A 22,857-nucleotide genomic window follows, 5' to 3' on the forward strand; every position below is an offset into this window, starting at 1 on the left:
TGGTCCATGACCAGCGAACAAGGCCAGGAGAACGAAGGGTTCATCGAGGAGCAGCGCAAAGCCGAACCGGAGACCGACGAACACCACCAGGTCACCAGCGAGCAGGAAACGCCGCCGCCCACCGAGAAACCCGAAGTGACCGACGAGCATCGGGAAAAGGCCAAAGAGATGCACAAGGCCTACGAAGAAGAGAGGCCGACCACGAAGATGCCGGGCAGCGGTGGCGCCGTCGCGGGTACCGCGGTGAACGACTGGCTCGACGATGACGGAAACCCGAAGTTCAGCAAGGAATCTGCGGGCAGCGAAGCATCCGAGGGCAGCGGTACCTGATTGTCCGAGCGGTCGCGTGCCTACGCTAGGCAACCGTGACCTCTCTGGAACAGATCGCGCCGGCGTTCATCGACATGGCCCACTCGATTGTGTGGGCCTCGGTTGCCACTGTCGACGCGAACGGCCGGCCGCGCACTCGCATCCTGCATCCGTTCTGGGAGTGGGACGGGACCGATCTCCTCGGCTGGATCGCCACCGTGCCCTCTCCGGTGAAGAAGAACCACCTCGCGGTGCACCCGGAGGTCTCGGTGAGTTACTGGACCACCAATCACGACACGTGCAGCGCGGAGTGTCTGGTCGAGTGGTACGTCGACGACGAAACCAGGGCCGCGGTGTGGGAGAAGTTCGCCACCGCCCCTGCACCGGTGGGTTACGACCCTCGGATCATCCCGATGTGGCAGGACGGGCCGACCTCCGAGCAGTTCGCCGCGCTGCGGTTGGCGCCGTACCGCATCCGGGTCATGCCCGGGACGGTGATGACGAAAGGTGAAGGCGCACTGCTCACCTGGTCGGCGTGAATATCGCGTACCGGTGCCGAGCGGCCGCGACCTGGGCGATGATCTGCACATGACCACCACGCTCGACGTTTCGGCGTTGCCGCTGGTGCCGAAGAACCCGCTGCCGATCTGGCGGTTGGTCCGACTTCTCCGCAGGCTCGACATCGGCCAGGACGTCATCCGCGACGCCGGCGGACCGATCACGCGCATACAGGTCGCGCCGAAGTGGCTGTATCAACCGATCGTCGCCGTCATGTCGCCCGCCGGTATGCGCGACATACTCGGACGCCCCGATGGCTCGTCTGAGCGATGCATCTACCACGACGAAGTCCGCAACATGGCAGGCGACAGCCTGTTCGTGCTGCCCAACGAGCTGTGGCGGCCGCGCAAACGGGCTCTGCAGCCGGTGTTCACCAAGCAGAACGTCCGCAATTTCGGCGGCTACATGTCCGCGGCCGCCCAGGCATTCGTCGACCGCTGGCCCGAGGGCGGTGAGCTCGACCTCGACGTCGAGTGCCGCCGCGTCGCGATGCAGTCGTTGGGACATTCGGTCCTGGGTGTCGACCTCAACGAGCGCGCCGACACGATCGCCCGCTGCATGCACGTCGCGTCCTCCTACACCGCCGACCGCGCACTGCGGCCGGTGCGGGCGCCGCGCTGGCTGCCCACGCCTGCTCGGCGCCGGGCGCGCCGCGCGGTCGCCGAGATGAGGGAGATCACCGACGAGATGGTGCGCGCATGTCGCGACGACCCGACGCGCGACGCCCCGCTCGTGCGGGCGCTGATGGCGGCCAGGGATCCCGAGACCGGGGTGCCGCTCTCAGACGACGACATCTCCAACGACCTGCTGATCTTCATGCTCGCCGGGCACGACACGACCTCGACTGCGCTCACCTTCTCGCTGTGGGCGCTGGGACGTCATCCCGACATCCAGGACCGCGTCGCCGCGGAGGCCGCAGCCATCGGCGTGCGGGAGCTGACCCCCGACGACGTGCCCCGGCTGACGTACACCGTGCAGGTGTTGCACGAGGCGATCCGGCTGTGCCCGCCGGCGGCCGGGGTGGCCCGGCTGGCCACCCGCGACATCGCGGTCGACGGTTACCGCGTCGAGGCGGGCACCCTCGTGGCGCTCGGGCTCTACGGACTGCATCACGATCCAGCGCTCTGGCCCGACCCGATGGTCTTCGACCCCGAGCGGTTCAGCCCCGAGAACGCCGCGAACCGCGAGCGCTGGCAGTTCCTGCCGTTCCTCGCCGGCGGGCGCCCGTGCATCGGCGAACACTTCGCACGGCTGGAGACGACACTGGCGCTGGCCACGATCGTGCGGGCCGCCCGGATCGAATCGCTGGACAGCACATTCGAGTGCGACGTGCCGTTCACCACCATCGCCAAGGGCCCGATCCGGGCCCGCCTGTCACCGCGCGATTAAACCCGCGTCAGCAGGACGGCCTGGTCGAACGGCAGCAGCCCGAACAGGGGCCGCATCCACCCGGTGACCGACGGCGCCGCCTCGGCTTTCGTCACCACCCGGGGGTCACGGACGCCGAACGTCCGGCCATACCTTCTCATCCGCCCACCGCCCGCTGCGGTGATGTTCTTCAACCAGTCCCGGTCCGGGCCGTAGGTGAGCAGAACGGCCACCCCGTCAGCGGTCGGGAACACCGTCAGCGGGGTCCGGTACGGCCTACCCGATTTGCGCCCGGTGTGCTCGAGGATGCCCATCGACGGAGCCCACCCCGCCCACAACCGCTGGATCGGATTGGTGACCCGGCGGTTAAACCGGGCGAGCCACTGCGGGAGCTGCATGGCCCCCATCCAAGTCGGAAGCCGCACGCGGCTCAAGCGCGTGCCCACTACACCCTGTAGTTGACGGTTTGCACCCGGCTGGGACACTGGTGGCCATGCGTGCTGACCAGATCACCACCGAGGTGTCGGCGCGGTTGTTCGCCGAGGCGTCGGCCGTCATCCCGGGCGGGGTGAACTCACCCGTGCGGGCGTTCACCTCGGTCGGCGGCACCCCTCGGTTCATCACCTCGGCCAACGGTTACTGGCTGACCGACGCCGACGGCAACCGCTACGTCGACCTGGTCTGCTCGTGGGGACCGATGATCCTCGGCCATGCGCATCCGGACGTGGTCGCCGCGGTGCAGCGGGTCGTGACCGACGGCCTGTCCTTTGGTGCGCCGACCCCCTCGGAGTCGGAATTGGCCGCCGAGATCATCAGCCGGGTCGCGCCGGTCGAGCGGCTGCGGCTGGTGAACTCCGGTACCGAGTCCACGATGAGTGCGATCCGGCTGGCGCGCGGCTACACCGGTCGGGCCAAGATCGTGAAGTTCTCCGGCTGCTACCACGGCCACAGCGACGCGCTGCTCGCCGACGCCGGCTCCGGTGTCGCCACGCTCGGGCTGCCGTCCTCGCCGGGTGTGACGGGCGCCGCCGCAGCCGACACGATCGTGCTGCCCTACAACAACGTGGCCGCCGTCGACGAGGTCTTCGCTCGGTTCGGCGACGAGATCGCCTGCGTGATCACCGAAGCCAGTCCGGGCAACATGGGCACGGTGGCCCCGCAGGACGGTTTCAACGCTGCGCTGCGCCGCATCACGGCCGACCACGGTGCCCTGCTGATCGTCGACGAGGTGATGACCGGCTTCCGGGTCAGCCGGTCCGGTTGGTACAGCCTCGATCCCGTCGACGCGGACCTGTTCACCTTCGGCAAGGTGATGAGTGGCGGGCTGCCCGCGGCGGCGTTCGGCGGCCGCGCCGAGGTGATGGAGCGGCTGGCCCCGCTGGGGCCGGTGTATCAGGCCGGCACCTTGTCCGGGAACCCCGTCGCGATGGCGGCCGGTCTGGCGACACTGCGCGCAGCCGACGACTCGGTGTACGCCACACTCGACGCCAACGCTGAGCGCCTCACGGCCCTGCTCGAGCAGGAGTTGACCGAAGCCGGTGTGGCGCATACGGTCTCGCGGGCCGGAAACATGTTCAGCGTGTTCTTCACCGACCAGCCGGTCACCGACTTCGCCTCAGCGCGGGCCTCGGAGACGTGGCGGTTCCCGGCCTTCTTCCATGCGCTGCTGGACGCCGGTGTGTATGCGCCGCCGAGTGCTTTCGAGACGTGGTTCGTGTCAACGGCTTTGGATGACGACGCATTCGACCGGATCGCCGCCGCGCTGCCCGCCGCGGCGCGCGCCGCCGCCGAGGCGGTCAAACCGGCATGACCGACAAGCCGTCCGGGGCCGCCGAGGCCGTGAAGACAGTGGTGCACGTCATGCGCCACGGTGAAGTGCACAACCCCGACAAGATCCTCTACGGTCGACTTCCCGACTACCACCTCTCCGAGAGGGGTCGAGCGCAGGCCCAGGCCGTGGCGGACTGGCTCGCGATGCGCGACATCGTGTACGTGGTCGCCTCACCGCTGGAGCGGGCGCAGGAGACCGCGGCCCCGATCGCGGCGGGTCTGGGACTGTCCGTCGACACCGATGACGAGCTCATCGAATCGCTGAACATTTTCCAGGGACAACGGGTATCGCCGGGCGACGGCGCGCTGCGCGACCCGCGCAACTGGTGGCACCTGCGCAACCCGCGCATCCCGTCGTGGGGGGAGCCGTACCACGAGATCGCCGAGCGGATGACCGCTGCCGTGCATCGTGCCCGGGCCAAGGCGGCCGGCCACGAGGCGGTGTGCGTCAGCCATCAACTGCCTGTTGAAACGCTGCGCCGGTCGATGACCGGTCAACCGCTGCACCACTTCCCGACCCGGCGCCTTTGCAACCTGGCGTCGGTGACGTCGTTCTACTTCCACGGGGACACCTACGTCGGCTGGGGTTACGCGGAGTTGGCCGGGCAGTGAGTCGGTGGGTGGTGCTCGGCCGTCGGCTCTTCGCGCAGGCGGTCATCGCAGCCTGCGCGGGATGTGTCGCGCTGGCGGGCTGCTCCACCGGTGACGACGCCGTCGCGCAGGGCGGCACCTTCGAGTTCGTCGCCCCCGGCGGCCAGACCGACATCTTCTACGACCCCCCGCAGGATCGCGGCCGCCCCGGCCCGCTTCGCGGTCCCGATCTGATGGACCCCGACAAGACCATCTCCCTCGACGATTTCGCGGGCAAGGTGGTGGTGCTCAACGTGTGGGGCCAGTGGTGTGGTCCGTGCCGAACCGAGATCACCGAGCTGCAACAGGTTTACGACGCCACCAAGGACCTGGGCGTGCAATTCCTCGGCATCGATGTCCGGGACAACAACCGAATCGCGGCGCGCGACTTCATCGTCGACCGCGATATCACCTTCCCGTCGATCTATGACCCGCCGATGCGGACCATGATCGCGTTCGGGGGCCGCTATCCCACGACGGTGATCCCCTCGACGGTCGTCCTGGATCGCGAGCACCGCGTCGCCGCGGTGTTCCTGCGTGAGCTGCTGGCCGAAGATCTCCAGCCGGTGGTGGAACGCCTTGCGCGCGAGAAGGATGCGGCCGCCGAGCCCGAGAAGGCCGGCACATGAGTCTCGACCAGGTGGACCAGCTGATCGCCGGTGGTCCGGTCCTGTTGGCTCTCCTGGTCAGCGCGCTCGCCGGGCTGGTGTCGTTCGCGTCGCCGTGCGTGGTGCCGCTGGTGCCCGGTTACCTCTCGTACCTGGCCGCGGTTGTCGACGTCGAGGACGCTGCTGCCCCCGGGCAAACCCCCGTATTGGTTCGCCGGGACCGACGTTCTGGCGGAAATACGGGGGAAGAACCCGCCAAAACGTCGGTTTCGGCGAGAACTACCCGGCTGCGGGTCGCCGGCGCGGCCGCATTGTTCGTCGCCGGTTTCACGGTGGTGTTCGTACTCGGCACGGTCGCCGTGCTCGGGATGACGACGTCCTTGATCACCAACCAGCTTCTCCTGCAACGTATCGGCGGTGTGGTCACGATCGTGATGGGGCTGGCCTTCGTCGGATTCATCCCCGCGTTACAGCGGGAGGCCCGCTTCACGCCGCGGCAGATCTCCACGCTGGGTGGCGCCCCGTTGCTCGGCGCGGTCTTCGCCCTGGGCTGGACACCGTGCCTCGGCCCCACCCTGACCGGCGTGATCGCGGTCGCCTCGGCCACCGACGGCGCCAACGTCGCCCGCGGCGTCGCGCTCGTCATCGCCTACTGCCTCGGCCTGGGAATCCCGTTCGTGCTGTTGGCGTTCGGCTCGGCGCGCGCAGTGCAGGGTCTGGCGTGGTTGCGCAGAAACACCCGCACGATCCAGATCTTCGGCGGTGTGCTGCTGATCCTGGTCGGCGTCGCGCTGGTGACGGGGCTGTGGGGAGACTTCGTGTCCTGGGTGCGGGACGTCTTCGTCAGTGATGTGACGCTGCCGATATGACGAAAGTGTTTGCGCTGGTACGTAACACCTGGCGGACCCTGACGTCGATGGGCACCGCGCTGGTGTTGCTGTTCCTACTGGCGCTCGCGGCGATCCCGGGCGCCCTGCTGCCGCAGCGCAGCCTCAACGAGTCCAAGGTCGACCAGTACATCGCCGAGCACCCGACCATCGGGCCGTGGCTCGACCGGCTGCAGGCGTTCGACGTGTTCTCCAGCTTCTGGTTCACCGCAATCTATGTGCTGCTGTTCATCTCGCTGGTGGGCTGCCTCACCCCACGGCTGATCGAACACTTCCGCAGTATGCGGGCCAACCCCGTTCCCGCGCCGCGCAACCTGGGTCGGCTGCCCAAACACCACACCGCCGAGGTGTCCGGTGAGTCCGATGACCTGGCGGCCACGGTGAACGAGCGGTTGCGCGGATGGCGCAAGGTCACCCGTGAAGACGACGGAACCGTCGAAATCTCTGCGGAGAAGGGCTATCTGCGCGAGTTCGGCAACATCGTGTTTCACTTCTCGCTGCTCGGCCTTCTCGTGGCGGTGGCGGCGGGCAAGCTGTTCGGCTACGAGGGCAACGTCATCGTCATCGCCGACGGCGGCCCGGGGTTCTGCTCGGCCTCGCCGGCGGCGTTCGACTCGTTCCGCGCCGGAAACACCGTCGACGGCACCTCGTTGTACCCGATCTGCCTACGGGTCAACGACTTCGACGCCGACTATCTGCCGACGGGACAGGCCACCTCGTTCGCCGCCGATATCGAGTACCAGGCGGGCACCGATCTGGAGTCGGGCACCTGGCGGGCCTACCACCTGAAGGTCAACCACCCGCTGCGGGTCGGCGGTGACCGGGTCTACCTGCAGGGCCACGGTTACGCCCCCACCTTCACCGTGACCTACCCCGACGGGCAGACGCGCACGCAGACATTGCAGTGGCGCCCCGACGACCAGATCACCTTCCTGTCGTCGGGCGCCATGCGGTTCGACCCGCCCGCGGGCACCTATCCGGACGCCGACGAACGTCGCAAGAACCAGCTTGCGATCCAGGGCCTGTTCGCCCCCACCGAACAGCTGCACGGCACGCTGCTGTCCTCGAGTTTCCCGGCGCTCAACGACCCCGCCGTCGCGATCGACGTCTACCGCGGTGACACCGGCCTGGACAGCGGACGCCCGCAGTCGCTGTTCACCCTCGACGCCCGCCTGATCGAGCAGGGCCGGCTGACCAAGAAGGCGCGGGTCAACCTCGGCGCGGGCGAATCGACGCGGCTCGACGACGGCACGGTGGTGCGCTTCGACGGCGCCGTGCCGTTCATCAACGTCCAGGTCTCCCACGATCCGGCGCAGGTATGGGTGCTGGTCTTCGCGATGACCATGATGGCGGGCCTGTTGGTGTCGCTGGTGGTTCGCCGGCGCAGGATCTGGATTCGGATCAGCCCCGCCGGGCCGGGTACCGTAACCGTCGAGCTGGGCGGGCTGGCGCGCACCGACAACTCGGGGTGGGGCGAGGAGTTCGAGCGGTTGACGCAGCGCCTCCTTCCCGACGCGAGGCCGGCGCACGCCGCAGGAGAGAAGGTCACATGAACCCCGAGCAGATCGACGTCGGTTTGGCCCGCTACTCGGACTGGGCGTTCACCTCATCGGTGCTGGTCCTGGTCGGTGCGCTACTGCTGCTCGCGATCGAGTTGGCCTACAGCCGCGGCCGCAAGGCCGATGCCAGAGAGCTGGTGGGAGCGGCGGCGACATCGGGGCGGGGAGCCGCTTCAGCCGGCGGGGTGGGCGCCGACAGCACCGCACCGGGCGTCGTCACCGAGACCCGGCGCCGCCCGCTCGACGAACGGATCGGCGGTGCGGGTCTCGCGCTGACCTACCTCGGCATCGGTCTGCTGCTTGCCTGCATCGTGCTGCGCGGTGCGGCCACCTCGCGGGTGCCGTGGGGCAACATGTACGAGTTCATCAACCTGACCTGCTTCTGCGGGCTGGTCGCCGCCGCGGTGGTGCTGCGCCGCCGCCAGTACCGGACGCTGTGGGTGTTCGTGCTCCTTCCGGTGCTGATCCTGCTGACCGTCTCGGGTCGCTGGCTGTACACCAACGCCGCGCCGGTGATGCCCGCGTTGCAGTCGTACTGGCTGCCCATCCACGTGTCGGTGGTCAGCCTCGGGTCGGGGGTGTTCCTGGTCGCCGGCGTCGCCAGCATCCTGTTTCTGCTGAAGATGTCGCGGTTCGCCGACCCCGAGGGTCGCTCGGGCGACGGCATTCTCACCCGCGCGCTGGACAGGCTCCCCGACGCGCAGACCTTGGACCGGATCGCGTACCGCACCACGATCTTCGCGTTCCCGGTGTTCGGGTTCGGCGTCATCTTCGGCGCGATCTGGGCCGAAGAGGCTTGGGGCCGTTACTGGGGCTGGGACCCCAAGGAGACCGTGTCGTTCATCGCGTGGGTCATCTACGCCGCGTACCTACACGCTCGCTCCACCGCTGGGTGGCGCGACAAGAAGGCCGCGTGGATCAACATCGCCGGCTTCGTCGCGATGGTGTTCAACCTCTTTTTCATCAACCTGGTCACCGTCGGACTGCACTCCTACGCCGGCGTCGGCTGAGTCGGTACTTGGCTAAGATCGGCGACGAAATCTTGCTAAGCCTTGGGGGGCCGTCAGCGTGTCTGAACAACCGGTGCACCACGCCCAGGATGGTGTCGGCAAGGACGTGGCTTCTCCCGCGATAGTGCCTGAAAACGCCTATGCACCAGGGGGATTCCGCGCACAGAGCCGGTTCAGCGATCCCGCGGCCGATCCGCCGCCCGAATCGACCGCAACCACGCCGCCGCACGGCCTTCCGGTCGTCTCCCCAGCACCGACTACCGTCGAGGCCGACCCGGCGCCGTACCTCGACCTCTCGACCGTCGCGCTGCTCGGACAACCCAAACGCGCGCCTGCCGAGGGCTGGCGCAAGTGGCTGTACTACGGGTCTTTTCGATTGATCAACCTCGGTGACGGGCCGAAGGCGCGACGCCGACAGGCCCTCACCGCAGAGATTCAGCGCCCGTTGCGCGGGTGCCACCGCATCGCGGTGCTGTCGCTGAAGGGCGGGGTCGGCAAGACGACGATCACCGCGACGTTGGGCGCGACCCTGGCGTCGCTTCGCGGCGACCGCGTCATCGCCGTCGACGCGAACCCCGACCGCGGCACCCTGGGCGAGAAGGTGCCCCTCGAGAGCCCGGCCACGGTGCGGCACCTCCTGCGCGACGCGAAAGGCATCAAGGCCTACAGCGACGTGCGCGCCTACACGTCCCAGGGCTCGAGCCGGCTGGAGGTGCTCGCCTCCGAAAGCGACCCCGCGGTGTCGGAGGCGTTCAGCTCCGACGACTACAGCCGCACCCTCGAGGTGCTCGAGCGCTTCTACAGCCTGGTGCTCACCGACTGCGGCACGGGGCTGATGCACTCGGCCATGGCGGCGGTGCTGGCCAAGGCCGACACGCTGGTGGTGATCAGTTCCGGTTCGGTCGACGGGGCCCGCAGCGCGTCGGCGACGCTCGACTGGCTGGACGCCCACGGACATCAGGACATGGTGCGCAACTCGATCGCGGTGATCAACGCGGTGCGCCCACGCTCAGGCAAGGTCGACATGGACAAGGTCGTCGACCACTTCAGCCGACGGTGCCGGGCCGTGGTCGAGGTGCCGTTCGATCCGCACCTCGAGGAAGGCGCCGAGATCAGCCTCGACCGGCTCAAAGCGGAAACAAGGGCGGCGTTGCTGGAGCTCGCCGCCGAAGTCGCGGCCGGATTTCCTGGCGCCCGACGCTAGAACCGCGCGGTCACGGTCTCGGGTTGTCCTCCTGGCCGAGCCGACGCAGGAATTCAGGATCGTCGTCCGGCCCGATCACCCGGGTGCGCGGACGGCTCGAAGACACTCGGGTCAGCCGCCAGCCGACATACGCCAGCGTGCACACCACGAGAATCAGGAGCAGATACGCCACGAGAACAAAACCTCCTTGGTTCGAATATACGCGCCATCGGTAGGCTCGGTTCGTGTCCGACGGTCGCCAGGGAACTCGCCTCGTGGTGGACGTGCTGGCCTATGTGCTGGCACGGCTTCTGCTCGTCGCGGCGGTCGCGGCAGCGATTCTCGGCGCCGGACATCTGCTCGGACTGCGCGAATTCCCGCTCATCGTCGCGTTGCTCTTCGCCTTGGTGATCGCACTGCCGCTGGGCATCTGGCTCTTCGCCCCTCTTCGTCGCCGCGCCACCGAGAGCATCGCCGCCTTCGACGAACGCAGGCGCCGCGACCGGGAGCAACTCCAGGCCAGGCTGCGGGGCGAAGACCCGCCGTCTCGAGGATGACCGCAGGCATCCGCGCATCGGTGCGCGCCGGGGCCGTCCGCGCCGGATCCACCTCTACAACGACGAGAATGACCTCGATCGATTGCTCGACACGCTGGGCTGATGTGACGTTCCCCCAATTACCGCCCATTTGCCCATGTCGTACTCGTCGGTAGATTGCGTTTCTCGCCCCGGGCCGGGTAAGACACCAACATGATTTCGCCTAAAGAGCTATACACACGATGGATAGACGAATTGTGGGCGGGAGATCCCGTTGCGGCTGAGCTGGTCACCGAAGAATTCGTAGGACATTGGCCGGGCCGGGAGGTCCGAGGGCCTGCCGATCTGCAGGCGGTCGTCCGGGAGACCCATCAGATGCTCAGCGACCTGAAGTTCGTGATCGAAGTCGAGCCGTTCGTCGACGGCGACATGCTGGCGGCCAGGTGGATCGGCACCGGCGCGGCCCAGGACGGACCGAAGCGGTTCACGGGTAACGACATCCTGCGCATCGAAAACGGCCGCTTCGCGGAGTACTGGACCGGAACCAGCACCGGCTAACCCGCAGCGTCCTGCAGCACCTGCTGCAGCTTGTCCAGCGGATCCCCGGAACCGGGATCCAGCCGCAACGCGTCCCGGGGTGTGTCGGCGTCGGGTGCCACCGGGGCGGGGGCCGGCGCCGCCGGTGGTGGGGGCGGCGCCAGCGGCGGCGGAGCCGGAGGCGCAGCGGTCAGACCGGCCAGTTTGGCCTGCAGCCGCGGTGCGGCGTCGTTGCGTACGGCGCGCCGCTCGGGATCGGGGTCGGCGTTGCCGTCGAAGCACCCGTCGGGTGCGTTCTCGACGAGGCCCAGCGCGCTGAGGTACCGGTCGCGCGCCGCGTCGGGCCGGTTCTCCCACGCGTCGATGTCGCCGTGGCGCTCGCGCACGAGTTCCAGGTTGACCAGTACGGGGCAAGATCGATCCGGCGCAGTGCGGCTCAGCGCTTCGGAGAAGTGATCGTCGGCGTCGGCGAGGCGGTCGTCGAGGACCGCGAGAGTCCCCGCCGCGAACGGCGCCTTCGCGGGTTCGACGATGTTGAGCAGACCCATCACCGCGACATCGCCGCGCAGTGCATCGGCGTCGCGGTCGGCGAAGTTCGACACCGCGGACTCACCCACCATGACAGTGGAGATGAGCTTGAGCGCGATCGCCAGCGCCACGATCACGACGGGCGCCGAGAACAGCAGCAATCGGCGGCGCAGCCGCAACCGGGAAGGACGCATCAGACCACCTCGTCCCGCCGAGCCGCGCGACTGGTGCGGAACTCGCGCAGCGTGAGGTAGATCTCGAACAGCAACAGCACCGCGGCCACCATGGTGAAGAACCAGTACAAGTCCGTTCGATCGGAGGCGGTGGCGTCGGCCTGCGCCGACGAGACACCATCGACATCGGGGGCAGCCTCGGTGACCGCCTGCGAGGTGTCCCGGGCCACGAACGGCACGCCGAGCTGATCGGCGATGGCCCGCAGACGCGACTCGTCGCGGGTCGCCCCGTAACCGAACACCGCCCCGCCGTCCACCGACCCGGGCACCGGATCGAACTCGCCCTGCGGGGCCTGCGACCCGGGCGCCCCGGACCCGAAGTAGAACACCAGGTTGTCTGCGTCCGGGCTGCGCTGGCCCGCCGCGATCAACTGGTAACGCAGAACATTCGCGGCCGCGGCCGCGTTCACCTCGGCCCCGGCGGTGTCGGGGGCCACCGCCGCGACCACCGGCTTGAGGCTCCAGTTGTCTTCGGACAGCGGCCATTCCACCGAGGAGCGCCCGGCGAACGTGATGAGTGCAAACCGTGCTTGCGGGTAGTGGTCGATGAGCGCGGCGACGTCGTCGCGAATCTCGGCGATCGCCGATCCGGCGGAGGTGTCGACGATCAGGAACACGTTGGCCGTCGTGTCGCCGTCCGAGCCGGTCGTGACCGATTGCTCGGCGTCACCGCCGATGGCCGGTCTGGCCGCGGCGATCAGCATTAGCACCACGCCGAGCGTCAGCGCCGACCACCGCCACACGGTGGTCCATCGTTGGCCGGCACTGCGCGCGAGCTGGCGCATGGTGATGAGCCGCAGCACGATCGCGGCGACTGCGACCGCGATCAGCAGTACCGGCGGTACGACGGGGGAGAACGTCATCGTCGAAGCACCGCCAGCGACAGGCACAGCAGCGCCGACACCGCGACCGCGATCGCCAACGGGACGGTCGGGGTGTCACCCCGGAATCCTGCGAGGGTGGCGGCCCGGTCGGCCTCGGGCGGATGCGCTCGGATCCCGTCCAGTTGACCCGCCAGGTCGGGCCCGATCGGTGCGTATCGCCCGCTCGTGGCCGATACGACGGACCGCACCGGACCCGGTGACGACACCAGCGCGTTGACCTGGATTCCGCGCTCCTGCACCAACTCGGCGACCTGTTGGTCGGTGTAGAGCGACGGGCGGGCCTCGTCCGGGGCCCGAAGTTCACCGGGCCCCAGGTAGATGATCGAACGGCGGCGCTCACCGGGGGGCTCGTGGGAGGGGAAGCCCGCGGCGCACAGCGCGAGGACGTCGGCGACGCTGGTCGCGTAGTCCACGTATGTCACGGGCGCGGCGAACGACGCGAGGCTGTTGCGCTGGGCGGGCGTGAGCGCCGAATCGTCGGGCAGCCCGGCGAGACCAGCTGCCTCCCCGAGCCTTTCGACCGCGAACTGGTAATCGCGGGTCAGCGGGATCACCCGGCGGTTGACGGAGGTCAGCCCGATCCGCTGCGTGCCGAACGCTCCGGTGCGCTGCGCGAAATAGGACAGGAACGCGCCTGTGCTGGGATCGTCGATCGGTTCGGCAACACACAACATGACGTCCTCGGGTACCTCGGACGTCTGGAGCGACCACCACAACCCGCTGGGCCGGGCGCTGGCCACGACGGCTGCGCCGAACAACAAGACGAGCAGCGCGATCGTGACGACCATCGACACCGTTCGCGCCCGCGCCACCCGCGCGTATTCCGGCAGACGGGTGAGACGTGTGGTGTTCGCCAACGGCCGCAACTGTCGCTGCAACTGCTTGGTCGGCACGAGGACCGCGAGCGCGACAGCGCCTGCCAGACAGGCGAATCCAATGACTGCGATCGGCCACCAGGTCAGGGCCACGAGCGGATCAGCTCCTCGGTCGTCGCGCCGACCTCGTCGACCTGAACCGGTGAGGCCGCATTGAACTGCGCGTCGTCGAGTGCGGCGAGCATCGGCGCGGCGGGCGCCAGCTCACCGGATGCGATGTCGTCGAGCTGCATGTACTGGGCCCGTGTTCCGGTCGCCTGGTGCAGGAAACTGCGCAGAGTGCGGCTCATCGCGGCGCCCGCCTCGGCATCGGTGAGCTCGCCGTCGCGGTGGCCGGCCGCAATGCGTTGCACGCAGCGCGCGAAGCGACGGCGCAGCAGCCGGGCATGCAGGGATCGCACCACGGGAAGACGCCGGAGCTGCTGCGCCGGCAGCGTCCACACGAAAACACCGATGTACCAGGCGATTACCAATAGCACGATCAGCAGGCCGAGCCACAACCACCCCGACGAGTACGGCATCGGCCCACCGACGAACCGCAACAAGTCATCCGGCACGGGCGAACACCTCGGTCAGCGCGACGAGCCGGGTGCGGATCTCACCACTGCCGCCGATCCTGGTATGCGGGACGGCGCGGGCGGTCATGAACTCGTCGAGTCGCTGCGCCCGCGCCTGCTCGGCCTTGCGGTACGCCGCGACCACCCGCGGACCGAGCGTGGCGGTGTCGAGCACGAACCGGTCGGTCGACACGTCGAATCCGGCCCGGTCGTCCTTGGCGCCGATGGCGGGCATGTCGGAGACCGTCGCCCACAGCACGTCGTGGCGGGCGGTCAGCCGGGTGACGGCGTCGGTCAGCCGGTCGTCGACCTCCGGCTCATCGGAGACCACTACGACCAGCATCGGGTGGCGGTAATGCGTTGCCACGTAATCGAGTTGGCAGACGATGTCACTGCGGCCCGTCCCGAGCGACGCGTGACCGTAGTACCTGTGCAGCAGGCTTTCGATGTGGGTTTCGCCGCGGCGCTGCCGGATGTTGACGCACCCGCGGGTGTCGCCGAACACCATGCCGATCTGGTCGGACCGCCCGAGCGTGATGAGCCCGAATGCACCCAGGATGTTCACGGCCACATCGCGTTTCAACTCCCCGCTCGGGGTGAGGGCCGCCATATTGCGACCGGCGTCCGCGACGAGCAGCAGCTTGTGGTGCTTCTCGGACACGAACCGCTTGATCAGCACATGACCCGAACGCGCCGAGGCCTTCCAGTCGATGTCGCGGACGTCGTCGCCCGGTACGTAGGGCCGCAGATCGTCGAATTCCAGGCTGCGGGTGTGCAGCAACGCGTAGCGACCGCCTTCGAGCATGCCGCGGGTGTCGGTGCCGAAGTGCGTCCTCGCCGTGGTGAGGTGTCTGCCCATACCGGCCCTACGGCACTCGAACCGCTTGCAGCACAGCGTCGATGATCAGCTCGGGGGTGACGTTCGCGCTGGCGGCCTCGAAACCGAGGATGAGCCGGTGCCGCAGCACCCGATGGGCGAGCTTGGCGATGTCGCCGGGGATGACATGCCCGCGGCCGGACAGCAGGGCCAGCGCCCTGGCGGCATTGCAGAAGGCGATGGTGGCGCGAGGGCTGGCGCCGTACTCGATCAACCGGGCCAGTTGGCGCGGAAGATACTGCTCGGGTTCACGGGTGACGGTGACCAGTTGGCTGGCGTAGTGCATCAGCGCGCGGTCCATGTGGACGTGGCGCACGACCGCGCGCAGCCGGCGGATGTCGTCGAGGCCGGCGACCGGCCTGCTGCGGTGCTCTTTGTCGTAGAGCCCCGCGTCCATCCGGGACATCATCTCCACCTCTTGCTCGGGGGTGGGGTAGTGCACGACGTCCTTGAGCATGAACCGGTCGGTCTGGGCTTCCGACAGCGGATAGGTGCCCTCCTGGTCGACGGGGTTTTGCGTCGCGATCACCAGAAACGGCTCGGGAATCGGATACTCGGTGCCCGCGATCGTGGTCTGACGCTCCTCCATCGCCTCGAGCATCGCGCTCTGCGTCTTGGCGCTCGACCGGTTGATCTCGTCGAGCAGCACGATGTTGGTGTGCACCGGCCCGAGCTGGGTGACGAACGAATTGGTCGCGGACTCGTAGATCTGGGTGCCGATGATGTCGCTGGGCAGCAGGTCGGGCGTGCACTGGATGCGTCGGAACCCGCCGTCGATGGCTTCGGCGATCACGCGCGCAGCCGTCGTCTTGGCCAGCCCCGGAACGCTCTCGATGAGGATGTGACCGCCCGCGAGCAGGCCGATCAGCAACGACTCGCGCAGGTTCTCCTGGCCGACGACCTTGGCCGAGAATGCGTCAGAGACCGCGGCGACGACGCGTCGCGCTTCGGCGAGATCGCGCTGGTCGAGTTGAGTTCGTGCTGCGGTCATGGATGCCTCTCGTCTCCGGCTGCCGGATGCGGATACCCGGGCCAGGGTATTCACACACCGCTGATCGGGCGAACAGCCGCGGCGACCCGCGCGAGGGCTAGGCCAAAAAGCGTTCGACGTACGGGGCGAAGCGGGCCGCCAATTCGTTCGGGTCGAGTCCGAACATCTCCGGCGAGGTCGCCACCCGCCCGAGGCGGCCCCGCTGGTGGCCCGCGAGGTAGTCGGCCATGGCCGAGCGGGCGTCCCCGCTCATCGCCTCGTCGGCAAGCGTGTAAATCGCTGCTGCGGTGCCCATTTCGTCGGCCATGAAGTCGTCGAACCTGACGTCGATCGAGCGTTCGGCCCCAATGACGTCGCGATCGCGGATCAATGCGGCCAGCATCAGCTCGAGACGGTCGATCCAGCATGCGGCGATGTCCTCGACCGGAACCGGTGCGCAGTGCATGCGCGCGGAGTAGGTCAGCATCGCGAGCATCGACAGCACGACGGGGACCGGATCGCGGTGGGTCGTGATCACCACCACACCGGGAAAGACCCGGTCGAGCACGGGCAGCTGCTCGAGGTGCTGCGGGGATTTGAGCAGCCACCGTCTGCCCCCGCGCAGGAACTGCAACGCCTTCAACTGCAGCGCCAGGTGCTCGTAGTGGGGCGTCTGGTCATGTGAGAGGTAGTAGTCGCGCCACCGCGGCACATACGCCAACGTCTCGAACAGCATCGAGCTGAAGTCGTTGGCCAGCAGCTGGATCTCCTCGTGCACGTGGTCGGTCGTCATCTCGTGCATGAGCGCGAAGTGCGGCATCACCGCGTTCATGAACTCCACCGCGGCATCCATCCGGGTGCGCCGGGGATCCGGGTCGATACCGGCCTCTGAGGGCAACGGGAACGGTTCGTTGCTCTCGAAGTACGGAAGGGTGCGAAAGGTCGGACCCGCGGCCAGCAGGTTGTGCAGGTGGGTGGTGCCGGTGCGTGGCAGCCCGGCGATGACGACCGGCGGCGCCAGTTCGATGTCGTGGATCTCGGGATGGCTGGCCAGGAGGTCGGTGAGCAGCAGGCGGTTCTTCAGCAACTGGACCAGCTGGGCGTGGAAGTTCACCACTCCGGCGTCGCTCAGTCCCGGAATCTCCTGCAACGCAGCCAGATACACGTCGAGGCGGTCGCGGTAATCGTCGGGGCCGAAGTCGTCGAGCCCGGTCTCCGCGCTGGCCTTTGCGTGCAGGACGTCGGCGTCGAGCGGACACTCGGGCGCCATCGCCGCCATCATGTCGCGAATCGGCTGGATCTCCACGGGGAAGCGCGGCTCGGCGAGGTCGTCGAGGACGACGGGCGGCGCAGGTGAGATGTCGGTCACAGTGAGTTATGTTACTGTCGGTTTCGTAATGACGACGGAAATTGGCCGACCCCGCGACAAGCGCATCGACGACGCGGTGCTCAGCGCGACGGTCGACCTGCTCGGATCCACCGGTTACGCGGACCTCACCGTCGACGCGATCGCCCGTCGCGCGGGCACGAGCAAGCCTGCCATTTACCGCCGCTGGCCGGGAAAGGCCCATCTCGTGCACGAGGCGGTGTTTCCCCTCGGCACGGCGACCGAACTCCCCGACACCGGGTCGCTGGCCGGCGACATCCGCGAGATGCTCAGCCGCACCGTCGGCGTGCTGACCACCCCTGCCGCGCGCGCCGCACTACCGGGCCTGGTCGCGGAGATGGCCGCCGATCCCGCGCTGCACGCCGCGCTGCTGCAGCGCTTCTCGCACGTGCTCTCGCGCGGGCTGACCGAACGGCTCGACGCGGCCGCGGCCCGCGGCGAGGTACGGCCGGAGGTGTCGGCCGCCGACGTCGTCGAGGCCATGGCGGGCATGACGTTTCTGTGCCTGATCACCCGAGCAGATCGACTCGACGACGCGTGGGTGGACCGGACCGCCACTTTCATCACGAGAGGAATCAGCGCATGACGCACGAATCGACGAGCGCGTGGCGAGAACTGCTCGACACCCTCGGCGGCCTGGACCGCAGCTTCCTCGAAGGGGACCGCGCCGTCTCCGACGACCGTCACATTGCCGACGGCTACCGCATGCTGGCCACCACGCTCGGCGTCGCGTTCGACACATATCTCTTCGCCGAGCCGAGCCGGCCCGTGTGGGTCGAACTCAACACCCCGTTCCGTCGCGACCGGCGCTGGGGCGGGGACAACACCGACGCCTTCTACTTCATGTGCCCGGTCGACCCGAAGCGCCGCTACCGCATCAGCGGTAACAGGGGCGACAGCGTCTACTTTTCGGTGACCGCCTACAACGAGCCGTCCCCCGGCGCGTGGTCGGATCGGATCGTCGCGCTGGTCCGCGACGACGACCTCGAGTTTGATGCCGACGGCAACTTCTCCTTCGAATACGGCCCGACCGACGGCGGTGTGGTGCTGGTGACCCGCGACTACCAGGCCGACCCGCTGACGGGGCGCCCAGTGTCCTGGCATATCGAGGCGCTCGACGAGCCCGACCCGATCCGGCACGGCGACGCCGAGACCGCAGCGGCGCTGCGGTCCAGCGCGGCGTGGCTGCGCACGATGTTCGCGATCCTGCCGCTGGCGGTCGGTGTGCGAGTCGACGACGCCCACACGCTCGGTCACGAGATCGCCCAGGCCGCAAACGAATTCGCCGAGCCATACCAGGTGCCCGACGCGAACTTCGGGTGGTCGGCACGCGACGCGTGCTACTCCTACGGCAGCTTCGTGCTCGAAGACGACGAGGCGCTCGTCGTCACCCACCGGCCGCCGGCTTGCCGGTTCTGGAACCTCGTCGTGTGGAACCAGTTCATGGCGGGTGTGACCGACGCCAGGACGTCGATCAACGGTTACAGCGCGGTGCCCAACTCCGACGGTTCAATCACCGCCGTCATCTCCCGCGGTATGACCGCGCACCCGAATTCCATTACCACCGTGGACTATCCGCGCGGCAACCTGGCGTTCCGGTGGTTCCTCGCCGATGCGGTACCCGCCAAGCCGGAGGTGACGCTGGTGAAGGTGACCGACGCCCCGACCGACGTCACCTAGTCATCTTCAGCGCGAGCGTGCGTGTTGGCACACGACACGTCGCGAAATCCCGACATTTCACGCACGCTCACGCGGCGTGAGATCACCCGAGCGCCAGCGCAAGCGCCACAGCGACCGCCCACACCAGCATCGTCAACCCCGTGTCACGCAGAACCGGGATCAGGTCCTTACCGCCACGGCCTCGACGCACCGGTGCCGCCGCGCGCACCGCGAGCGGCAGGGCCACCAGGGCGACAGCCGCCCACGCCGTCGCAAGCATCAGCGCCAACGTCAACGCGAATGCCACCACCAGCAGCAGCTGATACAGCAGCCGGGTCCGCGCGTCGCCGAGTCGTACGGCCAGCGTGATCTTCCCTGACTCCGTGTCGGTCGGGATGTCGCGCAGGTTGTTGGCCACCAACACCGCCGACGACAGAGACCCCATCGCCACCGCGATCGCGGCGCCCACCCAGTCGATCCGCAGCGCCTGGGTGTACTGGGTGCCCAACACGGCCACCAACCCGAAGAACACGAACACCGCGACCTCGCCGAGTCCGAGATAGCCGTACGGCTTCGACCCGCCGGTGTACAACCACGCCCCGGCGATGCACACCGCGCCGACCGCGATCAGCCACGGGGCGCTCACCACCGCCAGCACCAGACCCGCGATCGCCGCCATGACCAGGCTCACCACCGCGGCGGTCAGCACGGCGCGAGGCGTGGCGACCTTCGAGCCGACCAGCCGCAGCGGCCCCGCGCGGACGTCGTCGGTGCCGCGGATGCCGTCGGAGTAGTCGTTGGCGTAGTTGACCCCGACGATCATCGCGACGGCGACCGCCAATGCGAGCAGCGCCTTCCACCAGCACGCGGCCTGCAGCCACGCCGCGGCACCGGTGCCCGCGATCACGGGTGCGATCGCGTTGGGCAGCGTGCGCGGCCGAGCGCCCTCGACCCATTGCGCGAATGTCGCCACGAGCGCCAGTCTCGCACGGCGGCAGGCCGTGGCAGACTGAGCGCATGGAGGACCGACTCAGCAAGGCGGAGATCCGCAAGGACGCCGTGCAGGAGATCTTCGACTCCGGCGTATCGACCGTCGGCGAGGTGGTGTCGATCGTCACCACCGCGGTCAAGGACGTCGCCAATGCGATCGGCGGTTTCGCGACCGACGCGTTCGAGATCCGTGACACCGTGCGGCGCGCGTCGCAACAGGTCGACGAGACCGACGACCAACCGCCCGCGTAGACGTGCTGGGAGTCATCGGCGGGAGCGGTTTCTACAGCTTCTTCGGGCCCGACGCCCGCAGCGTCACCGTCGACACCCCCTACGGCGCGCCGAGCGCCGCGATCACCATGGGCGCCGTGGGCGCGCACGAGGTGGCGTTCCTGCCGCGCCACGGCGCCGACCACGAGTTCTCCCCGCACACGGTGCCGTACCGGGCCAATATGTGGGCGCTGCGCTCCCTCGGGGTGCGACGCATTTTCGCGCCGTGCGCGGTCGGCAGCCTCACCCCCGCCCTCGGGCCCGGGGCCATGGTGGTGCCCGACCAGCTCGTCGATCGCACCCGCGGGCGCGTCGACACCTACTTCGACTCCGGCGGCATCCACGTCGCGTTCGCCGACCCGTACTGCCCGAGCCTGCGCGCGGCGGCCACCAACCTGCCCGGCGTCGTCGACGGCGGAACCATGGTGGTGGTGCAGGGGCCGCGGTTCTCCACCCGCGCCGAGAGTCGGTGGTTCGCCAACCAGGGCTTCACCCTGGTCAACATGACCGGCTACCCCGAGGCGGTGTTGGCTCGTGAACTCGAGATGTGTTATTCACCAATCGCATTGGTGACTGATCTGGATGCCGGCATCGACAGCGGTACGGCCGTGCGCACTGTCGACGTGTTCGCCGAGTTCCAACGCAACCTGGTGCCGTTCAAGAAGCTCGTGCACGACGCCATCGAAAACACTGCAAACACGGCCGAGGTGAATTCCTGTACGCACTGCCTGGCGCACGAGGGTGTCCGACTGCCGTTCGAACTCCCGTGAGAGTCGTGCTGACCGGCGCGGCCGGATTCATCGGGGCCCGGATCCACGAGGCGCTACGCGACGCGGGACACGACGTGATCGCCGTCGATGCGATGCTCCCCGCCGCCCACGGGCCGGGTGCCGAACCGCCGCCGGACTGCCGGATGGTCGACGTCCGCGACGCGTCCGCGCTGGCGCCGCTGATGAAGGGCGTCGAGGTGGTGTGCCATCAGGCGGCCGTGGTCGGTGCGGGTGTCAACGCCGCCGACGCGCCCTCGTACGGCTCGCACAACGACTACGGGACGACGGTGGTGCTGGCCGAGATGTTCGCGGCGGGCTGCCAACGACTGGTGCTGGCGTCGTCGATGGTGGTCTATGGGCAGGGCCGTTACGACTGCGCCGAGCATGGACCGGTCGACCCCCATCCGCGCACGCGCGCCGACCTCGACGCCGGCGTGTTCGAGCACCGGTGCCCCGTGTGCGGCGAGATCGTCCAGTGGCGACTGGTGGCCGAGGACGCGCCGCTGCGGCCCCGCAGCCTGTACGCCGCCAGCAAAACGGCGCAGGAGCACTACGCGCTCGCGTGGGCGGAGGCCGTCGGGGGCGCGGTTACCGCGCTGCGCTACCACAACGTCTACGGCCCCTACATGCCCCGCGACACCCCGTATTCCGGCGTGGCCGCGATCTTCCGCTCCGAGCTCGAATCCGGCGATGTGCCACGCGTTTTCGAGGACGGCGGGCAGATGCGTGACTTCGTGCACGTCGACGACGTGGCGGCGGCCAACGTCGCGGCCGTGGAATTTGAGCGGGGAGGATTCGACGCGTTCAACGTGTGCTCGGGACGACCGATCTCGATCCTCGAGGTGGCCGCCGCGCTGTGCGAGACCCGCGGCGACGCGCCGCCGGTGGTCACCGGCCAGTACCGCAGCGGAGACGTCCGCCATATCGTCGCCGACCCGGCGCGCGCCGCCGAGGTGCTCAGGTTCTCCGCGGCGGTGGACCCGCTCGACGGGTTGCGCGAGTTCGCGTTCGCGCCGTTGCGGACCTGATGCGCCGCACCGTCCGCGTTGTAGTTATCGTCACGCTCGTGGCGTCCGGTCTGATGGGTCTGCTGTGGTCTCAGCAGCGGCGGTTGGTCTACTTCCCGTCGCCGGGTCCCGTGCCGTCCGCCGCCACGGTGGCGCGCAACGGACAGGACGTGGTGATCGAAACCGACGACGGAATCCGTTTGGACGCATGGTATTTCCCGGTTGAGGGGGACGGTCCCGCCGTGCTGGTACTGCCGGGCAACGGCGGAGACCGGTCGATGCGCGCGCCGCTGGCCGTGGCGCTCAACCGAATGGGCTCCTCGGCGCTGCTCGTGGATTACCGCGGCTTCGGGGGCAATCCGGGCCGCCCGTCGGAAGACGGTCTGGCCGCCGACGCGCGGGCCGCGCAGTCGTGGCTGGCCGCACAGGACGGGGTTAACGAGATCGCCTACTTCGGCGAATCTCTCGGCGCCGCAGTCGCTGTCGGCCTCTCCGTCGAGCGACCGCCGCATGCGTTGATGCTGCGTTCACCGTTCACCTCGCTACCCGACGTCGGGGCGGTGCACTATCCGTGGCTGCCGGTGCGGTGGCTGCTGCTGGATCGCTACCCGTCGCTGGAGCGGATCCCGTCGGTGCGCGCGCCGCTACTGGTGATCGCGGGGGACCGCGACGACGTCGTGCCCGAGCCGATGAGCCGACGGCTTTACGACGCCGCCAACGAGCCGAAGAGCTACGAGCTGGTGCCCGGCGCCGGGCACAACGACCTCGAGCTGCTCGCCGGCAAGCAGATGCTCGACGCGATCCGGCGGCTCCTGTCTCGGGGGTGACCCGGGGT

The 22,857-nt window shown here is 68.6% G+C and carries 28 protein-coding genes; 18 read left to right on the top strand and 10 right to left on the bottom strand.

Annotated features, from left to right (window positions below):
* The first annotated feature begins 6 nt into the window (after nucleotides 1–6).
* Genes A5759_RS19540 through A5759_RS19550 form a run of 3 tightly spaced genes read left to right on the top strand, consistent with a single transcriptional unit; the run spans nucleotide 7 to nucleotide 2,256 of the window.
* Entirely contained in the window at nucleotides 7–330 is a 324-nt protein-coding gene (locus tag A5759_RS19540; protein WP_064419912.1) for a hypothetical protein, read from the top strand.
* Nucleotides 331–365: 35 nt separating this feature from the next.
* Nucleotides 366–848, top strand: coding sequence for a pyridoxamine 5'-phosphate oxidase family protein (locus A5759_RS19545; protein ID WP_068200555.1), 483 nt, complete (start codon nucleotides 366–368; stop codon nucleotides 846–848).
* 49 nt (nucleotides 849–897) lie between these two features.
* Entirely contained in the window at nucleotides 898–2,256 is a 1,359-nt protein-coding gene (locus A5759_RS19550) for a cytochrome P450 (protein WP_068200663.1), read from the top strand.
* Here the strand turns inward: A5759_RS19550 and A5759_RS19555 are convergent.
* Nucleotides 2,253–2,633, bottom strand: a complete 381-nt coding sequence (locus tag A5759_RS19555) for a nitroreductase family deazaflavin-dependent oxidoreductase (RefSeq protein ID WP_066842172.1) — start codon at nucleotides 2,631–2,633, stop codon at nucleotides 2,253–2,255. The two genes, A5759_RS19550 and A5759_RS19555, sit on opposite strands and share 4 nt — an antisense overlap.
* Nucleotides 2,634–2,728: 95 nt before the next feature.
* Between A5759_RS19555 and hemL the strand changes: the two genes are divergently transcribed.
* From hemL to A5759_RS19590, 7 genes are all read left to right on the top strand, one after another.
* Nucleotides 2,729–4,045 (top strand): glutamate-1-semialdehyde 2,1-aminomutase, encoded by a 1,317-nt coding sequence (gene hemL, locus A5759_RS19560; protein WP_068200666.1) that lies wholly within the window; start codon nucleotides 2,729–2,731, stop codon nucleotides 4,043–4,045.
* Nucleotides 4,042–4,677: a histidine phosphatase family protein gene (locus tag A5759_RS19565; RefSeq protein WP_068200557.1), complete on the top strand. Its 636-nt coding sequence runs from the start codon at nucleotides 4,042–4,044 to the stop codon at nucleotides 4,675–4,677. The genes hemL and A5759_RS19565 overlap by 4 nt, the downstream gene beginning before the upstream one ends.
* Nucleotides 4,674–5,324 (top strand): TlpA disulfide reductase family protein, encoded by a 651-nt coding sequence (locus tag A5759_RS19570; RefSeq protein WP_082962203.1) that lies wholly within the window; start codon nucleotides 4,674–4,676, stop codon nucleotides 5,322–5,324. Before A5759_RS19565 ends, A5759_RS19570 begins: the two co-directional genes overlap by 4 nt.
* On the top strand, nucleotides 5,321–6,172 hold the full coding sequence (locus A5759_RS19575) for a cytochrome c biogenesis CcdA family protein (protein ID WP_068200558.1): 852 nt from the start codon (nucleotides 5,321–5,323) through the stop codon (nucleotides 6,170–6,172). Before A5759_RS19570 ends, A5759_RS19575 begins: the two co-directional genes overlap by 4 nt.
* A complete protein-coding gene (locus A5759_RS19580; protein ID WP_068200560.1) occupies nucleotides 6,169–7,743 on the top strand; it encodes a cytochrome c biogenesis protein ResB in 1,575 nt (524 codons plus the stop codon). Before A5759_RS19575 ends, A5759_RS19580 begins: the two co-directional genes overlap by 4 nt.
* Nucleotides 7,740–8,759, top strand: a complete 1,020-nt coding sequence (ccsB, locus tag A5759_RS19585; RefSeq protein WP_064425328.1) for a c-type cytochrome biogenesis protein CcsB — start codon at nucleotides 7,740–7,742, stop codon at nucleotides 8,757–8,759. Before A5759_RS19580 ends, ccsB begins: the two co-directional genes overlap by 4 nt.
* A 106-nt stretch (nucleotides 8,760–8,865) precedes the next feature.
* Nucleotides 8,866–9,963, top strand: coding sequence for an AAA family ATPase (locus tag A5759_RS19590; RefSeq protein WP_369816242.1), 1,098 nt, complete (start codon nucleotides 8,866–8,868; stop codon nucleotides 9,961–9,963).
* Nucleotides 9,964–9,973: 10 nt separating this feature from the next.
* Here the strand turns inward: A5759_RS19590 and A5759_RS26160 are convergent, their stop codons facing one another.
* On the bottom strand, nucleotides 9,974–10,135 hold the full coding sequence (locus A5759_RS26160; protein WP_094287833.1) for a hypothetical protein: 162 nt from the start codon (nucleotides 10,133–10,135) through the stop codon (nucleotides 9,974–9,976).
* A gap of 52 nt (nucleotides 10,136–10,187) precedes the next feature.
* Here A5759_RS26160 and A5759_RS19595 point away from each other — a divergent pair, with 52 nt between their 5' ends.
* Both A5759_RS19595 and A5759_RS19600 read left to right on the top strand, forming a co-directional pair.
* Complete coding sequence (locus A5759_RS19595) at nucleotides 10,188–10,499, top strand: DUF4229 domain-containing protein (protein WP_064419905.1); 312 nt, start codon at nucleotides 10,188–10,190, stop codon at nucleotides 10,497–10,499.
* 192 nt (nucleotides 10,500–10,691) lie between these two features.
* Nucleotides 10,692–11,036 carry an ester cyclase gene (locus A5759_RS19600; protein ID WP_068200566.1) on the top strand — a complete coding sequence of 115 codons (345 nt, stop codon included), beginning with the start codon at nucleotides 10,692–10,694 and terminating at the stop codon, nucleotides 11,034–11,036.
* Here the strand turns inward: A5759_RS19600 and A5759_RS19605 are convergent.
* The 7 genes from A5759_RS19605 to A5759_RS19635 form a co-directional block, all read right to left on the bottom strand.
* Nucleotides 11,033–11,737 carry a hypothetical protein gene (locus A5759_RS19605; protein ID WP_068200568.1) on the bottom strand — a complete coding sequence of 235 codons (705 nt, stop codon included), beginning with the start codon at nucleotides 11,735–11,737 and terminating at the stop codon, nucleotides 11,033–11,035. The genes A5759_RS19600 and A5759_RS19605 overlap by 4 nt on opposite strands.
* A complete protein-coding gene (locus A5759_RS19610; protein WP_064419902.1) occupies nucleotides 11,737–12,639 on the bottom strand; it encodes a hypothetical protein in 903 nt (300 codons plus the stop codon). Before A5759_RS19610 ends, A5759_RS19605 begins: the two co-directional genes overlap by 1 nt.
* Entirely contained in the window at nucleotides 12,636–13,628 is a 993-nt protein-coding gene (locus tag A5759_RS19615) for a hypothetical protein (RefSeq protein ID WP_068200570.1), read from the bottom strand. The genes A5759_RS19610 and A5759_RS19615 overlap by 4 nt, the downstream gene beginning before the upstream one ends.
* Nucleotides 13,619–14,092, bottom strand: coding sequence for a hypothetical protein (locus A5759_RS19620; protein ID WP_066842149.1), 474 nt, complete (start codon nucleotides 14,090–14,092; stop codon nucleotides 13,619–13,621). The genes A5759_RS19615 and A5759_RS19620 overlap by 10 nt, the downstream gene beginning before the upstream one ends.
* The gene (locus A5759_RS19625) at nucleotides 14,082–14,951 is read right to left on the bottom strand and encodes a DUF58 domain-containing protein (RefSeq protein ID WP_066842147.1); all 870 of its coding nucleotides are present in this window, start codon (nucleotides 14,949–14,951) and stop codon (nucleotides 14,082–14,084) included. Before A5759_RS19625 ends, A5759_RS19620 begins: the two co-directional genes overlap by 11 nt.
* A gap of 7 nt (nucleotides 14,952–14,958) precedes the next feature.
* Nucleotides 14,959–15,960, bottom strand: a complete 1,002-nt coding sequence (locus A5759_RS19630) for a MoxR family ATPase (RefSeq protein WP_064425323.1) — start codon at nucleotides 15,958–15,960, stop codon at nucleotides 14,959–14,961.
* 97 nt (nucleotides 15,961–16,057) lie between these two features.
* Nucleotides 16,058–17,221, bottom strand: coding sequence for a sulfotransferase (locus A5759_RS19635; RefSeq protein ID WP_082961618.1), 1,164 nt, complete (start codon nucleotides 17,219–17,221; stop codon nucleotides 16,058–16,060).
* A gap of 115 nt (nucleotides 17,222–17,336) precedes the next feature.
* Between A5759_RS19635 and A5759_RS19640 the strand changes: the two genes are divergently transcribed.
* Together A5759_RS19640 and A5759_RS19645 are read left to right on the top strand one after the other, a co-directional pair.
* Nucleotides 17,337–17,912 (top strand): TetR/AcrR family transcriptional regulator, encoded by a 576-nt coding sequence (locus tag A5759_RS19640; RefSeq protein WP_064419898.1) that lies wholly within the window; start codon nucleotides 17,337–17,339, stop codon nucleotides 17,910–17,912.
* Nucleotides 17,909–19,006, top strand: coding sequence for a DUF1214 domain-containing protein (locus A5759_RS19645; RefSeq protein WP_064427087.1), 1,098 nt, complete (start codon nucleotides 17,909–17,911; stop codon nucleotides 19,004–19,006). The genes A5759_RS19640 and A5759_RS19645 overlap by 4 nt, the downstream gene beginning before the upstream one ends.
* A gap of 82 nt (nucleotides 19,007–19,088) precedes the next feature.
* Here A5759_RS19645 and A5759_RS19650 read toward each other — a convergent pair whose 3' ends face one another.
* The gene (locus tag A5759_RS19650) at nucleotides 19,089–19,958 is read right to left on the bottom strand and encodes a 1,4-dihydroxy-2-naphthoate polyprenyltransferase (RefSeq protein WP_064427086.1); all 870 of its coding nucleotides are present in this window, start codon (nucleotides 19,956–19,958) and stop codon (nucleotides 19,089–19,091) included.
* A gap of 44 nt (nucleotides 19,959–20,002) precedes the next feature.
* Between A5759_RS19650 and A5759_RS19655 the strand changes: the two genes are divergently transcribed.
* The 4 genes from A5759_RS19655 to A5759_RS19670 are packed head-to-tail and all read left to right on the top strand — an operon-like array spanning nucleotide 20,003 to nucleotide 22,849.
* A complete protein-coding gene (locus tag A5759_RS19655) occupies nucleotides 20,003–20,227 on the top strand; it encodes a hypothetical protein (protein WP_064399655.1) in 225 nt (74 codons plus the stop codon).
* A 2-nt stretch (nucleotides 20,228–20,229) separates the two neighbouring features.
* On the top strand, nucleotides 20,230–21,015 hold the full coding sequence (locus tag A5759_RS19660) for an S-methyl-5'-thioadenosine phosphorylase (protein ID WP_068200571.1): 786 nt from the start codon (nucleotides 20,230–20,232) through the stop codon (nucleotides 21,013–21,015).
* Nucleotides 21,012–22,043, top strand: coding sequence for an NAD(P)-dependent oxidoreductase (locus tag A5759_RS19665; RefSeq protein ID WP_066810726.1), 1,032 nt, complete (start codon nucleotides 21,012–21,014; stop codon nucleotides 22,041–22,043). The genes A5759_RS19660 and A5759_RS19665 overlap by 4 nt, the downstream gene beginning before the upstream one ends.
* Entirely contained in the window at nucleotides 22,043–22,849 is an 807-nt protein-coding gene (locus A5759_RS19670; protein ID WP_064419893.1) for an alpha/beta hydrolase, read from the top strand. The genes A5759_RS19665 and A5759_RS19670 overlap by 1 nt, the downstream gene beginning before the upstream one ends.
* Nucleotides 22,850–22,857 lie beyond the last annotated feature (8 nt).

This window comes from Mycobacterium sp. 852014-52144_SCH5372336 (assembly GCF_001665615.1).
Classification (GTDB): domain Bacteria; phylum Actinomycetota; class Actinomycetes; order Mycobacteriales; family Mycobacteriaceae; genus Mycobacterium; species Mycobacterium neumannii_A.

Coding starts and splice junctions, on each gene's coding strand:
- A5759_RS19600 (WP_068200566.1), top strand. CDS start 10,692: ATGATTTCGCCTAAAGAGCTATACACACGATGGATAGACGAATTGTGG.
- A5759_RS19550 (WP_068200663.1), top strand. CDS start 898: ATGACCACCACGCTCGACGTTTCGGCGTTGCCGCTGGTGCCGAAGAAC.
- A5759_RS19670 (WP_064419893.1), top strand. CDS start 22,043: ATGCGCCGCACCGTCCGCGTTGTAGTTATCGTCACGCTCGTGGCGTCC.
- A5759_RS19555 (WP_066842172.1), bottom strand. CDS start 2,633: ATGCAGCTCCCGCAGTGGCTCGCCCGGTTTAACCGCCGGGTCACCAAT.
- A5759_RS19635 (WP_082961618.1), bottom strand. CDS start 17,221: ATGATGGCGGCGATGGCGCCCGAGTGTCCGCTCGACGCCGACGTCCTG.
- A5759_RS19645 (WP_064427087.1), top strand. CDS start 17,909: ATGACGCACGAATCGACGAGCGCGTGGCGAGAACTGCTCGACACCCTC.
- A5759_RS19625 (WP_066842147.1), bottom strand. CDS start 14,951: ATGGGCAGACACCTCACCACGGCGAGGACGCACTTCGGCACCGACACC.
- hemL (WP_068200666.1), top strand. CDS start 2,729: ATGCGTGCTGACCAGATCACCACCGAGGTGTCGGCGCGGTTGTTCGCC.
- A5759_RS19580 (WP_068200560.1), top strand. CDS start 6,169: ATGACGAAAGTGTTTGCGCTGGTACGTAACACCTGGCGGACCCTGACG.
- ccsB (WP_064425328.1), top strand. CDS start 7,740: ATGAACCCCGAGCAGATCGACGTCGGTTTGGCCCGCTACTCGGACTGG.
- A5759_RS19565 (WP_068200557.1), top strand. CDS start 4,042: ATGACCGACAAGCCGTCCGGGGCCGCCGAGGCCGTGAAGACAGTGGTG.
- A5759_RS19655 (WP_064399655.1), top strand. CDS start 20,003: ATGGAGGACCGACTCAGCAAGGCGGAGATCCGCAAGGACGCCGTGCAG.
- A5759_RS19610 (WP_064419902.1), bottom strand. CDS start 12,639: ATGACGTTCTCCCCCGTCGTACCGCCGGTACTGCTGATCGCGGTCGCA.
- A5759_RS19575 (WP_068200558.1), top strand. CDS start 5,321: ATGAGTCTCGACCAGGTGGACCAGCTGATCGCCGGTGGTCCGGTCCTG.
- A5759_RS19630 (WP_064425323.1), bottom strand. CDS start 15,960: ATGACCGCAGCACGAACTCAACTCGACCAGCGCGATCTCGCCGAAGCG.
- A5759_RS19540 (WP_064419912.1), top strand. CDS start 7: ATGACCAGCGAACAAGGCCAGGAGAACGAAGGGTTCATCGAGGAGCAG.
- A5759_RS19640 (WP_064419898.1), top strand. CDS start 17,337: ATGACGACGGAAATTGGCCGACCCCGCGACAAGCGCATCGACGACGCG.
- A5759_RS19605 (WP_068200568.1), bottom strand. CDS start 11,737: ATGCGTCCTTCCCGGTTGCGGCTGCGCCGCCGATTGCTGCTGTTCTCG.